The sequence below is a fragment of the Gallaecimonas zhanjiangensis genome, assembly GCF_057624825.1.
Map to the genome: position 1 here is coordinate 2579375 of NZ_CM172603.1, position 13168 is coordinate 2592542.

Consider the following 13168-nt stretch of genomic DNA (forward strand, 5'->3'; position numbering starts at 1 on the left):
CTTGAAAAAGGGCCTGTCGATGATCCTGTCATCCAATATCAACACCAAAAGTGACACCTTCTTGCAAAAAGACGCCGCCATGCGCGCCTTGGTGGCCGACTTGCAGGAAAAAATAACCACCCTCACCCAGGGCGGCGGCGCCAAAGCCTGCGAGCGGCATAAGTCGCGCGGCAAGCTGCTGGCCAGGGAGCGCATCGATTTATTGCTCGATGCCGGCTCGGCATTTTTGGAAATCGGCCAATTGGCCGCTTTTAATGTCTATGAAGACTATGTGCCCTGTGCCGGCGTGGTGGCCGGTATTGGCCGGGTCAGTGGCGTCGAGTGCATGATTGTGGCCAACGACGCCACCGTCAAAGGCGGTACCTATTACCCGCTGACGGTCAAAAAACATCTGCGCGCCCAGGAGATAGCCGCCCGCTGTCACCTGCCCTGCCTCTATCTGGTGGACTCCGGCGGCGCCTTCTTGCCCCGCCAGGACGAAGTGTTCCCTGACCGTGACCATTTCGGCCGCATCTTCTTCAACCAGGCGCAGATGTCTGCCAAAGGCATACCGCAGGTAGCGGTGGTGATGGGGCTTTGTACCGCCGGCGGCGCCTATGTGCCGGCCATGGCCGACGAGTCCATCATAGTGCGGGGCCAAGGCACCATCTTTCTGGCCGGGCCGCCGCTGGTTAAAGCCGCCACCGGTGAAGAGGTTAGCGCCGAAGACCTCGGGGGCGCCGACGTGCACTGCAAGGTGAGCGGTGTGGCCGACCACTACGCCCAGGACGACGCCCATGCCCTGGCTATGGCCCGTGACGCCATCGCCAACCTCAACTGGCAAAAGCCACAGCAGTTGGTCCTCAAGGCACCCAAGCCGCCCCGTTTCCGGCCCGAAGAGCTGTACGGCATTGTCGGCACCGACCTTAAAAAACCCTTTGATGTCAAAGAGGTTATTGCAAGGCTGGTGGACGACTCCGAATTTCACGAATTCAAGGCCCTGTACGGCCCTACCCTAGTGTGTGGCTTTGCACATATTCAGGGCTACCCGGTGGGCATTGTCGCCAACAACGGCATCCTTTTTAGCGAAAGCGCCCAAAAAGGCGCCCACTTCATCGAGCTTTGCTGCCAGCGCAAGGTGCCGCTGGTGTTCTTGCAGAACATCACCGGCTTTATGGTGGGCCAGAAATACGAGGCCGAGGGCATTGCCAAGCACGGCGCCAAGATGGTGACCGCCGTGAGCTGCGCCAGCGTGCCCAAGTTCACCCTGGTGATTGGCGGCTCCTATGGCGCCGGTAACTACGGCATGTGCGGCCGCGCTTACGACCCCACCCTGATGTGGATGTGGCCCAATGCCCGGGTATCGGTCATGGGCGGCGAGCAGGCTGCCGGGGTGCTGGCTACCGTCACCCGCGACAACAAGGCCAAGCAGGGTGAAAGCTGGAGCGATGAGCAGGAAAAAGCCTTCAAGGCGCCTATCATCGAACAGTACGAACAGCAGGGGCATCCCTACTATGCCTCGGCCCGGCTTTGGGACGACGGCATTATAGATCCGGCCCAAAGCCGCGAGGTATTGGCCCTGGCCCTGGCTGCCTCCCTCAACGCACCGATAGCCGAAACACGCTTTGGCGTGTTCCGCATGTAAGGAGAGATCATGGATTGGTTAATCACCGACATCGACCCGCGCGGGGTAGCCACCCTTTGCCTGAACCGGCCGGACAAATTCAACGCTTTTGACGACGCCCTCATCGGCGAGCTGGTACAAGCCCTGGCGGAACTGGCCGAAGAGCCCAAACTGCGGCTACTGGTGCTTAAAGCCGAGGGCAAGCATTTCTCCGCCGGCGCAGACCTTAACTGGATGCAGCGCCAAGTAACCCAGAGTTTTGACCAAAACCTGGCCGAGGCTGAGGCCCTGGCCGAGCTGATGATGCGCTTAGACAGCTTCCCTCACCCCACGGTGTGCCGCGTGCAAGGCAGCGCTTTTGGTGGCGCCCTGGGCCTTATCGCCTGCTGCGACGTGGCGGTGGCCAGTGACGATGCCAAGTTCTGCCTGTCCGAAGTAAAGCTCGGCCTGGTGCCGGCGGTTATCAGCCCCTATATGGTGCGCAGCATCGGTTATCGCCAGACCCGCCGCTACGCGCTGACCGCCGAGCGCTTCGACGCCGCCACGGCCCTTGATTTATCCCTGGTGCACGACGTGGTGCCAGCCGCCAGCCTTGACGACAAAGTCGAGCAGTTCGTCAATCAGTTGTTGGCCAACGGCCCAGAAGCGCTGACCGCCTGCAAGCTGCTCCTTGAACATGTGGCTACCCAGCCCCTAAACAACGAACTGCGCCACTTTACCGCCAATGAAATCGCCCGTATTCGCATCAGCCCCGAGGGCCAGGAAGGTCTGAAAGCCTTCTTCGACAAGCGCCCGCCGGGTTGGCAGGGGAAACGCCGTGTTTAAAAGCCTGCTTATCGCCAACCGCGGCGAAATCGCCTGTCGGGTGATCCGCACCGCCCATCGCATGGGCCTTCGCTGCATTGCCGTGTATTCCGACGCCGACAAAGACGCCCGCCACGTGCAACTGGCCGACGAAGCCTGGCACCTGGGGCCAAGCGACGCCGCCCAGTCTTACCTGCGGGCCGATAAAATTCTCGCCATTGCCAAGGCCGCCGGCGCCGATGCCGTGCACCCAGGCTACGGCTTTTTGTCTGAAAACAGCCACTTTGCCAAAGCCTGCCTGGATGCCGGCATCGCTTTTGTTGGCCCACCGGTGGGCGCCATCGAAGCCATGGGCTCCAAATCGGCGGCCAAGGCCATCATGGCCGATGCCGGGGTGCCACTGGTGCCGGGCTATCACGGCAACGACCAACATGACGCCACCTTGCTGCGCGAAGCCATCGACATCGGCTTTCCGCTACTGATCAAGGCGGCCATGGGCGGCGGCGGCAAGGGCATGCGGGTAGTTGAAGGCCCCGAGCAGCTCAAAGAAGCCATCAACAGCGCCCGGCGCGAGGCCCTAAGCGCCTTTGGCGACGACACCCTGCTGCTGGAGCGCTACCTCACCACCCCACGCCATGTGGAGGTGCAAGTCTTTGCCGATACAAAAGGTAACTGCATTTATCTGGGGGACCGCGACTGCTCGGCCCAGCGCCGCCACCAAAAGGTTATCGAAGAAGCGCCGGCCCCTGGGCTTAGCCCCCGGCTCAGAGCCGCCATGGGCGATGCGGCGGTCAAGGCCGCCAAGGCCATCGATTACGTCGGCGCCGGCACCGTGGAGTTTTTGCTCGACGGCAACGATTTCTACTTTATGGAAATGAACACCCGGCTGCAGGTGGAGCACCCGGTTACCGAGATGGTGACCGGCCAGGATCTGGTGGAATGGCAGCTCAATGTAGCCGCCGGCCAGCCCTTGGCCCTCACCCAAGACCAGGTGCGCTGCCAAGGCCACAGCGTTGAAGTGCGGATTTACGCCGAAGATCCCTTCAAGGGCTTTTTGCCTCAAAGCGGCCAGATAGCCCTGCTGCGCGAGCCGCAATCAGATGTGCGCATCGACACCGGGGTGCGCCAGGGCGATGAAATAAGCCCCTATTACGACCCGATGATCGCCAAGCTTATCGTCCACGGCGAGAACCGCAGCAGCGCCCTTGGCAAGATGGCCAGAGCCCTGGACAACTACTGCCTGGCCGGCATCCAAAGCAACGTCGGCTTTTTGCGCCGCCTGGCCAGCCACCCGGCCTTTATTGAAGGCGACTTGACCACCCGCTTTATCGAGCGCCATAGCGACCAGCTCACCAGCGAGCCGCAATGGACCGAGCATCGCCTGGCCCTAGCGGCACTGACGGTGCTTTGTTATCGCCGCCAGGACGCCCGCGAGCAGCGCCAGCAAAGCGCTGAGCCCGGCTCGCTCTGGCACCGCGCCGACGGCTGGCGCCTCAACGGCAAGGCCGGCACCACCTTGCACCTGGATATCGGTAACAGCGAGCCGCTGCGGGTCGAGGCCCAAAGCTGCGGCCAGGGGTGGCAGCTGCGCTTTCACGGCCACCAGCTGTTGGCCGAAGGGGAGCTACAAGGCGAGCGGCTCAATGCCAGCCTCGACGGCCACCAGCTGCACCTGCCGGTGTGGCGCCATGGCGACTGCGTGGTGTTCTTCGACCAGGGCCAACCTTTTGAAGTGCGTAACCACCAACGTGATACCCAACTCGATACCGGCCTTGAGAGCGACCTTTGTGCACCGATGAACGGCACCATCGTCGCGGTACCAGCCGTGGCCGGCGCCCAGGTAAAAAGCGGCGAGGTGCTGGTGGTGATGGAAGCCATGAAGATGGAATACGCCATCACCGCGCCCCGTGACGGCCAGGTGGCTGAGGTGTTCTTCAAGCCCGGCGAGCGGGTCAGCGATGGCGCAGAGCTGGTGCGTCTGGAGGAGGCTTGATGGCGCTGCCGAGCAAGGTCCGCATTGTCGAGGTAGGCCCCCGCGATGGCCTGCAAAACGAGCCGGGGCAACTGAGCCTTCAGGACAAAAAGCAGCTTATCGAGATGCTGGCCGGCGCCGGCCTTAGCCACATCGAGGTGGGCAGTTTTGTCTCGCCGCGCTGGGTGCCGCAAATGGCCGACACCGGCGAGCTATTTGCAAAGCTTGCCCGCAAAGAAGGGGTGCTGTACTCGGCGCTGACGCCCAACCTCAAGGGCTTGGAAGGGGCCCTGGCCGCCAAGGCCGGTGAAGTAGCGGTGTTTGGCGCGGCTTCCGAGACCTTCAGCCAGACCAACATCAACTGCTCCATCACCGAGAGCATGGAGCGCTTTGCCCCGGTGGTGGACAAAGCCCGCGCGGCCGGGCTTAGGGTGCGGGGCTATGTGTCTTGCGTGCTGGGCTGCCCTTACGAGGGCGACATTGCCCCGGCCCAGGTGGCGAGAGTTGCGCAAGACTTGTGGGACATGGGCTGCGACGAGATTTCCCTTGGCGACACCATAGGGGTGGGCACTCCCCTTCGCACCCAGGCACTTATCGAGGCGGTGGCGGCGGTGGTGCCGGTTGAAAAGCTTGCCGTGCATTTTCACGACACCTACGGCATGGCCATCGCCAATATCCACCAGACGCTTTTGCTTGGGGTTGCGGTGGTTGATGCCGCCGTTGCCGGCCTCGGCGGCTGCCCCTATGCCAAAGGCGCCAGCGGCAACGTGGCCACCGAAGATCTGGTGTATCTCCTCAATGGCCTGGGTATCGAACACGGGGTTGACTTGAGCCGCCTGTGCGAAGCCGGCTGGTTTATCAGCGAGCGCCTTGGGAGAAAGCCCACGTCCAAGGTATCCCAAGCCCTTAAGGGCCGGGAAAAGGACTGCCTGCTGACCCACCTTTGAAAAAGGCCGCTTTGGCGGCCTTTTTTATCGCATGCTGGCAAAAAGCGCCTTAACCCGTTGATGAACTTCAGGAAGCTCGTGCGGTGCCACCGGCCGGCTGAACAAAAAGCCCTGGCCAAAGCCGCCGCCAAGGGACAACACCTGCAGGAACTCCTCCTGGGTCTCGATACCTTCCACCACCACCTTTAGGCCGAGCTTGGCCGAGAGGTTCAGCACCATCTCCAAAATGGCGTATTTATCCGAGTGACTATCAAGGCCCGACACCAGGCTGCGGTCGACCTTTAAAATATCGAGCGGCAGTTGGCGAAGGTAGGCAAGAGACGAGTAACCGGTGCCAAAGTCGTCCAACGCCACCTTCATGCCGAGCTGGCGCAGCCGGGTGATAATATCGATGGCGCTTTTGGGGTCGGCCATCACCGCCGACTCGGTCAGCTCCAGCTTGAAACGGCTGGGCTCTACCCCTTCTTTTTCAAGAAGCGCAGCTATGCGGTCCGGCAGAGCCGGGTCGTGTAGTTGCAGCGCCGACAGGTTCACCCCTAGGGTAAAACCCGTTGGGTGCAGCGCCTTGAGGCCTTCATCGGCAGCCAGAGCCACCGCCTGTGCCATTACCACGTCGCTTAGCTGGCGAATAAGTCCGGTTTCTTCGGCCACCGGAATAAAGCGGCCAGGGCTGATGGTGCCCTTGGTGGGATGCTCGATACGGGCCAGGGCCTCGTAACCGCTTACCTCGCCTCGCTCAAAATCGACGATGGGTTGGAGTTTAACCTTGACCCAGTTTTGGCGAAGGGCCATACGCAGCAGCTGCTCGGTGTCGAGGCGCTCGAGGCTGGAGGCACGCATGCTGTCTTCAAAAAGCCGGTAATCACTGCCCTGGTGAGAACGCATGTCCCGAAGGGCAAGCTGGGCGGCATAAATGCCCTCTTCGGCGCTAAGGGCTTCCATGCTTTGCAAATCGCAAGCCCCGATGTGGCAAGACAACCACAAGCGCTGCTCGCCAAGCACAAAGGGCTCGTCAAAAATCGCCATCAACTCGCGCACGAATTTCTCAAGTTTGCGAGGCTCGCCAATGGGCAGCAAAAAGCCGTAGAGCCCTACCCCCAATAGCGCCAAAAGGGAGTGGTGATCGGTCTTGGCCATCAGCCTTTCGACCACCGCCTGCACCAAAAACAGCACATCGCGGCGGCTGAGGTTCTCCACCACCAGGCCGCGGTTGGCAATATTGAGCACCACAATGGACAGGGGCTCGCCGCGGCTTAGGCGCTCGTTGGTCATCAGCTCAAAATACTGGCTGTTCACCAGCCCGCTTTCCTTGTCGTGAAAGCGGGCCTTGGTGATATCCGACACGGTGCCGGACATCCAGGTAACCTTGCCGGTGTCGGGGGAGCGATCGCAAACGCCTCGGCATAACACCCAGCGATAACCGCCAGCGCCATCGCTGATGCGATATTCCACCTGCAACCGCTCGCTGACCCCGTTCATATGAAGATGCAGGGCCTTTTTAAAGTTGCCCACATCCTCGGGGTGCATTTGCGCCAGCCAGTGATTAAGGCCGAAGGTGCTGTCACCATTGTTGGCCACCAGGGAGCCCAGCCATTGGGTGGAGACGGTCACCAAGTCTTGCTCCGGGTCCCACTCCCAAATGCCAACCCCGGCGCCTTTAACGATGAGGTCGAGGCGCTTGGTGCGCTCCAGCACCCGTTGTTCCAGTTCCTGGCGGCTCTCCTCCAACGATTGCAGGTTCTCTTCCATGGACTCGAGCAGGAAGTTGGTCAGGATGGCCAGTTTTTGCAGGTCGACATCAGTGCTGTCAGTAGTGACCCGAAAGGAGAAATCCTGGTCCACGGCCCGGCAAAGCTGGTCGGCAATACTGTTGATGCCTTCTCGAAGTAACTGCTGGCTCATGGGCGCTTCCCGTCAAAAAACAGCTCAAACTGGCATAACTCGTCGCCGCGGTGCACGCAGCGCCCATGTTCAAGGCGACCGGTTTCCCCGTATTCCTCCAACAAGCGATAAAAAAGGGCCTCGTAAAGGCCGCACAGGGCGTTTGGGGAACGGTAGTTGACCCAAAACCGGCCTTGTTCTTCAAGCAGTTCAAACTTGCTGGCCACCGCCTTTTTGGTGGAGTGGTCCACCACGCTGGACGCCAGCGTCTGGTGGATACGGGGCTGGCGCCGCAAAAAGTCGTAGGCGGACTCGGCCATGTCGTAGAAAAGTGGAAACTGCTGGCGTGACGCTTTGATAAAGCAGTCGGCATAGAGGGCATAAAGGGCCTTGTCGTCCAGGCCAAAATGCTCGCCGGTGGCCTTTATCAAGGCCAGGCACTGGGCATTGTCGTAATCGGTGTCGATACGAAAGGATGGCAGCGCTTTGAGGCCGGCCTTTTCGGCAACGGCCACCAGGGCCTCTTCGCCCCCCAACTCGCGCACACTGTTAACCAGCACATACTGGATATAGCCAAGCATTCTGTACCCCTTAACCAAGACATCACGTACTCGTCCCTGATCTCAGGCCATTTGCCCGGCAAACCCCTTTAACGGCTGGGGAGCGCCAAAATTTAGTCCAGCAGCACCAGATCGTCCCTGTGAATAACGACAGGCCCCCTGTCGTACCCCAGTGCCATGGCGATGGCGTCGGAATGTATGCCAAGGATAGCTGCCATTTCAGCGGCGCTGTACCGGCATAGCCCCACCGCCAGGGTATTACCATCGGGGCCGAGCAGTTTTACCGCATCGCCCCGTTCAAACTGCCCGGACACCGCCTTTACCCCTTTGGGCAGCAGGCTGGCGCCCTTGCTGAGCAGGGCGTTGACCGCACCGGCATCGAGGTGCAGCTGTCCTACGGGCGGCGGCCCGGCAAGGATCCATTGCTTGCGATTTTCCAGCGGATCGTCGATGGCGCTAAAGCGGGTGCCAACCCGTTCACCCTGCACCAGGCGGCGGATCACATCCGGCCCCTGGCCACTGGCGATCACCACGGTAATACCGGCCCGGCGCGCCACGTCGGCCGCTTGCAGCTTGGTGGCCATGCCGCCGGTTCCCAGCCCCGAGACGCTACCCCCAGCCAGCCGGTGCAAGGTGGCGTCGATGGTCTTGACCTCTTGTATCAGCTCGGCATCGGGGTTGGCACGGGGGTCTGCGGTAAAGAGACCCGGCTGGTCGGTAAGCAGCATCAGCAGCTCCGCCTTGGCCAAAATAGCCACCCTTGCTGACAGGTTGTCGTTGTCGCCCACCTTTATCTCGTTGGTGGCAACCGCATCGTTCTCGTTGATAAGGGGAATAACGCCGTGGCTGAGCAAGGTGCCGAGGGTGTCGCGGGCATTTAAAAAGCGCTCGCGGTCTTCCAAATCGGCCCGGGTCAGCAGCATCTGGCCGACGTTAAGGCCATAGAGCCCAAAGAGGTGTTGCCACAGATGCACCAACTGGCCCTGGCCGATGGCCGCCAGCATCTGTTTATGGGGAAGATCGGCCGGCAGATCCGGAAACCCCAGCAGCTCGCGGCCGGCAGCCACGGCGCCGGAGGTGACCACAATCAGCTTATGGCCGGCCTTTTGCAGCAGGGCGCATTGGCGCACCAGCTCCACCATGTGGGCCCTGTCCAGGTGCTGGGCACCGGCGGTCAGGACACTGGTCCCCAGTTTGACAACAACGATCATCAGGCAGCTTCCGAGACAATAAAGCCCCGTTATACCTGCGCCTCAGGGCCTTGCCAATGCCTCGATATAGTGTTTTCGGCACACCGACACGTAGCGGTCGTTGCCGCCTATCTCCACCTGGGCCCCTTCCTTGATGGGCTGGCCGTCAATGCCGACCCGCAGCACCCGGTTGGCCTTGCGGCCACAGTGGCAAACGGTCTTGAGCTCCACCAGCTTGTCGGCCCAGGCCAGCAGGTACTGGGCGCCTTCAAAAAGCTCGGCCCGAAAATCGGTACGAAGACCAAAGGCCAGCACCGGAATGCCGAGCTCGTCGACAATGCGGCAAAGCTGCGCCACCTGGGCTTTGGTCAGAAACTGGGCTTCGTCCAGCAGCAGGCAGTGAAAGCGTTGGGTATGGGAAAGCCCCAGCACCTCGGCAAACAGATCGCTCTTGTCGTCAAAGATCTGGGCTTCGCTTTCCAGGCCGATGCGGGAGCTGATAACGCCCTTGCCGCTGCGGTCGTCCACCGCGGCGGTGTAGAGGAGCGCGTTCATGCCGCGCTCCTTGTAGTTGTACGCCGACTGCAGCAACGACGTGGATTTCCCGGCATTCATCGCCGAGTAATAGAAATAAAGCTGGGCCATTTAGACTTCCTGTTTTTTGGGCGCCAGTGTACCCCATCCCCCCAGCAGCGTCACCGCTACCACCAGGGCGGCCAGCAGCGCGCCCCACAGCGCCCAAAGGGGGAGCGCCAGGGCGCTAAGGCCATAACCGAGAACACAAAGCCCGGCGGCAAGGCCAGCGTAGGGCAGCTGGGTCAGCACATGGTCCATGTGCTCACACTCGGCCCCGGCCGACGACAAAATGGTGGTGTCGGAGGCCGGTGAGCAGTGGTCGCCAAAGACGGCGCCGGAAATAACGGCGCCCAGCGCCATGGGCAGCATGGCAGGCTCCACCAACTGGCCGGCCAGCGGCAGCATGATGCCAAAGGTGCCCCAGCTCGAGCCAGTGGCAAGGGCCATGACCATGGCCACCACAAAGAGCGCCAGGGGCATCCAGGGGCCGACCGAGGCCGCCTCGATAAGGGAGGCAAGGTAGCGGCCCACCGCCACATCCTTCATCACCGCCGCCAACAGCCAGGCGCTCAGCAACAGGTAAATGGCCGGCAGCATGGTCTTGGCCCCTTGCCAAGCGGTGGCAAGGCGATGGGTCTTTTGCTTGAAAAAACTCCAGGCAAGCGCCGGCACGGCGCCAAGCACCAGCGACAAACCCACGTTGGTGTTTTCAAGGGCGGCGATGGCTGAGAACGGCCCGCTGCTGGCAAGGGCGCCGGTGATAAAAAGCGCGGCCAGCGTCACCAGTATCAAGGCCAGTAGCGGCCCCAACAGCGGCATCAGCTGGCCCTTGGCTGCCTTTACCTCGGCAACGGCACCCGGCCTTGCCTTGGCCTTTTTCATGGCGCCCAGATCCCAGTCAAACCAAGCCGTTATCAGCACAATGGCCAGCGCCAGCCAAGGGTAAAAAGCGGCCTGGCTCATGTCCACAAAAAGCCCCATGGGGCTTGCCGCCATAGGCGCCAGCAAGGAGAGCATAAAAGCGCCCCAGGACGAGAGCGGCATCAGCGCGCAGACCGGCGCCGCGGTTGAATCAATGTAATAGGCCAAGCGCTCGCGGCTCAGCCGGTAGCGGTCGGCCAGTGGCCGGGTGGCCTGCCCTACCGCCAGGGCGTTGAAGTAATCGTCGATGAAAATGGCCAGGCCCAGGCCAACGCTCATCAGGCTGACCCCACGGCGGGTGGCGATGCGGCTGGCGCAGGCTTCGGCAAAGGCCTGGGCGGCGCCGCTTGCCTGCAACAGCCGGGACAGCGCCCCAAGCATCAGCAAAAAGCCCACGACTTGCAGCGTCCACCAGCTGATGCCGCCGTCGTAAAACAGCGCCAAGGCCTTGCCAGCAAGATAGCGAGGCGCATCCAGGCTACCGGCCAACAGCCAGGCACCGGTGGCCGAGCCCAGCAGCAGCGACAACAAAATGCGCCGGGTGGCCAAGGCCAGCCCCAGGGTCAACAGGGTGGGTAACAGCGCGAGGGAGGATTGGGAGAGATCGTTTAAGTCCATGGAATTTCCAAAAATTCCCATGGAGAACCACAAAAGGAGCCAGGGCCTTCGGTAGCGCTCCATAGTGATTGTTCAAACTATGGCAGTGACGCAGCTTTCGCTTACGGCACCAGCCGGGCGGCTTGATATCGGCCCGACTTCGGCGTACTGACCTTTTGCCGGGGATCTTGGGCATCACCCTCCCCCCGGCGACTCTTCCAGGACGCACCTCTACTTGGCGGCGCGTACTCTGGCAGGGGCGGTAAGTGATTGCAAACAAAAAGTGCGCCACCAGGGCGCACTTTTTAGCCGAAGGCGCGGGCTCAGAGCTTGCGGGTCAGCTCCGGCACCAGCTCGAACAAATCCCCCACCAGGCCGTAGTCGGCCACTTGGAAGATGGGCGCTTCCGGATCTTTGTTGATGGCGACAATGACCTTGGAATCCTTCATGCCGGCCAGGTGCTGGATGGCGCCACTGATGCCCACGGCGATGTACAAGTCCGGCGCCACTATCTTGCCGGTCTGCCCCACTTGCCAGTCGTTGGGCACAAAGCCTGCGTCAACCGCGGCCCGCGAAGCGCCGATGGCGCCGCCCAGTTTATCGGCCAGGGCTTCGAGCATTTTGAAGTTGTCGCCGCTTTGCAGACCACGGCCGCCAGACACCACCACCCGGGCGCTGGCCAGCTCCGGGCGCTCACTCTCGGTAAGCTCGGCGCTGACAAAGCGGCTGCGGCTGTTGTCCTGGCCGGCGGCCAGGTTCTCAACCGGGGCGCTGTTGGCGCTGCCGGTGGCCTCAAAGGCGGCCGGGCGTACCGTCACCACTTTGATGGGGTCAAGCGCCTGGACAGTGACAATGGCGTTACCGGCGTAGATGGGGCGCCGGAAGGTATCGGCGCTTTCTACGGCGACGATATCGGAGATCTGCGCCACATCCAGCAAAGCGGCAATACGCGGCATCAGGTTCTTGCCGGTGGTGGAGCTGGCCGCCACTAGGTGGCTGTAAGCCGGCGCCAGGGCCACCAGGGTTTGGCTCAGGCCTTCTGGCAGCGGATGCGCAAAACGCGCCTCATCCAGCACCAGGACTTTGGCGACACCATCAAGTTCAGTTGCAGCACGGATAACCTCCTGACACTGATGGCCGGCCACCAGCAAATGAATATCGTCGCCCATGGCAAGGGCAGCGCTCAGCACCCGCGCCGTTTCGGGCTTGAGGTGTTTGTTGTCGTGTTCAGCAATGACCAGAATGCTCATCAGATCACCTTCGCTTGGTTACGCAGTTTATCCACCAGGGTATCGACCCCATCTAGGATCTCCCCGCCTTGGCGCACCGCAGGCGCCGCGACCTTAAGCACCTTCACCCGAGGCGCCAAATTCACCCCAAGGGCGGTGCCGTCCAGCACGTCCAGGGGTTTGCGCTTGGCCTTCATGATGTTGGGCAAGGTGGCGTAACGGGGCTCGTTCAGGCGAAGATCGGTGGTCACCACCGCAGGCAGAGCCACGGCGATGGTTTCCAGGCCGCCGTCCACTTCCCGGGTGACCAGCAGCTCGCGCCCCTCGACCACCAACTTGGAGGCAAAGGTGGCCTGGGGCCAATCGCTTAGCGCCGCCAGCATCTGGCCGGTCTGGTTGTTGTCAGAATCGATGGCTTGTTTACCGAGGATCGCCAAGTCAGGGCTTTCCTGCTCGCACACTTTGGCCAGCAGCTTGGCCACCAGCAAGGAGTCGAGGCCGTCCTCGGTTTTAACCAGCACGGCGCGGTCGGCGCCCAGGGCCAGCGCGGTACGCAGCTGCTCCTGGCAGGCATCAGAGCCCACAGAGACCGCCACCACTTCGGTGGCAACGCCTTGTTCTTTAAGGCGTACCGCCTCTTCTACCGCGATTTCACAAAAGGGGTTGATGGCCATTTTCACGTTGGCCAGGTCAACGGCGCTGTTGTCGGATTTGACCCGCACCTTGACGTTGTAATCGATGACGCGTTTGACGGCGACCAGTACCTTCATGGGTTGTACCTCTGGGCTCATCCAAGCCGGCCACTGGACCGGCGCAACCTTTACCGTCAAAATACTTACTGTTAACGTAAACGTCAACCTGACAAGTCACAGATAAGAGCAGCCCCCA

Annotated in this window: 11 protein-coding genes and 1 riboswitch; of the genes, 4 read left to right on the plus strand and 7 right to left on the minus strand. The window is 61.6% G+C overall.

What is annotated here, in order from left to right; genetic code table 11:
• Nucleotides 1–19: 19 nt before the first annotated feature.
• From AC22G1_RS12315 to AC22G1_RS12330, 4 genes are read left to right on the plus strand one after another with little or no spacing between them, the layout of a single operon-like run.
• A complete protein-coding gene (locus AC22G1_RS12315; protein ID WP_487313642.1) occupies nucleotides 20–1624 on the plus strand; it encodes a carboxyl transferase domain-containing protein in 1605 nt (534 codons plus the stop codon).
• 9 nt (nucleotides 1625–1633) lie between these two features.
• Nucleotides 1634–2428 carry an enoyl-CoA hydratase-related protein gene (locus AC22G1_RS12320; protein WP_487313643.1) on the plus strand — a complete coding sequence of 265 codons (795 nt, stop codon included), beginning with the start codon at nucleotides 1634–1636 and terminating at the stop codon, nucleotides 2426–2428.
• Nucleotides 2421–4400: an acetyl/propionyl/methylcrotonyl-CoA carboxylase subunit alpha gene (locus tag AC22G1_RS12325; RefSeq protein WP_487313644.1), complete on the plus strand. Its 1980-nt coding sequence runs from the start codon at nucleotides 2421–2423 to the stop codon at nucleotides 4398–4400. Before AC22G1_RS12320 ends, AC22G1_RS12325 begins: the two co-directional genes overlap by 8 nt.
• Entirely contained in the window at nucleotides 4400–5326 is a 927-nt protein-coding gene (locus AC22G1_RS12330) for a hydroxymethylglutaryl-CoA lyase (protein WP_487313645.1), read from the plus strand. The genes AC22G1_RS12325 and AC22G1_RS12330 overlap by 1 nt, the downstream gene beginning before the upstream one ends.
• Nucleotides 5327–5350: 24 nt before the next feature.
• Here the strand turns inward: AC22G1_RS12330 and AC22G1_RS12335 are convergent, their stop codons facing one another.
• The 7 genes from AC22G1_RS12335 to AC22G1_RS12365 form a co-directional block, all read right to left on the minus strand.
• The gene (locus AC22G1_RS12335) at nucleotides 5351–7228 is read right to left on the minus strand and encodes a sensor domain-containing protein (protein ID WP_487313646.1); all 1878 of its coding nucleotides are present in this window, start codon (nucleotides 7226–7228) and stop codon (nucleotides 5351–5353) included.
• Complete coding sequence (locus AC22G1_RS12340) at nucleotides 7225–7788, minus strand: heme NO-binding domain-containing protein (RefSeq protein WP_487313647.1); 564 nt, start codon at nucleotides 7786–7788, stop codon at nucleotides 7225–7227. The genes AC22G1_RS12335 and AC22G1_RS12340 overlap by 4 nt, the downstream gene beginning before the upstream one ends.
• 92 nt (nucleotides 7789–7880) lie before the next feature.
• Entirely contained in the window at nucleotides 7881–8978 is a 1098-nt protein-coding gene (gene proB / locus AC22G1_RS12345) for a glutamate 5-kinase (RefSeq protein WP_487313648.1), read from the minus strand.
• A 42-nt stretch (nucleotides 8979–9020) separates the two neighbouring features.
• Nucleotides 9021–9602 carry a thymidine kinase gene (locus AC22G1_RS12350; protein ID WP_487313649.1) on the minus strand — a complete coding sequence of 194 codons (582 nt, stop codon included), beginning with the start codon at nucleotides 9600–9602 and terminating at the stop codon, nucleotides 9021–9023.
• On the minus strand, nucleotides 9603–11072 hold the full coding sequence (locus AC22G1_RS12355) for a Na+/H+ antiporter NhaC family protein (protein ID WP_487313650.1): 1470 nt from the start codon (nucleotides 11070–11072) through the stop codon (nucleotides 9603–9605). It abuts the gene before it with no gap.
• A 44-nt stretch (nucleotides 11073–11116) separates the two neighbouring features.
• A riboswitch (Lysine riboswitch) is annotated at nucleotides 11117–11293 on the minus strand.
• A gap of 81 nt (nucleotides 11294–11374) precedes the next feature.
• Nucleotides 11375–12301 (minus strand): electron transfer flavoprotein subunit alpha/FixB family protein, encoded by a 927-nt coding sequence (locus tag AC22G1_RS12360; protein ID WP_487313651.1) that lies wholly within the window; start codon nucleotides 12299–12301, stop codon nucleotides 11375–11377.
• Nucleotides 12301–13050, minus strand: a complete 750-nt coding sequence (locus AC22G1_RS12365; RefSeq protein WP_487313652.1) for an electron transfer flavoprotein subunit beta/FixA family protein — start codon at nucleotides 13048–13050, stop codon at nucleotides 12301–12303. The genes AC22G1_RS12360 and AC22G1_RS12365 overlap by 1 nt, the downstream gene beginning before the upstream one ends.
• Nucleotides 13051–13168 lie beyond the last annotated feature (118 nt).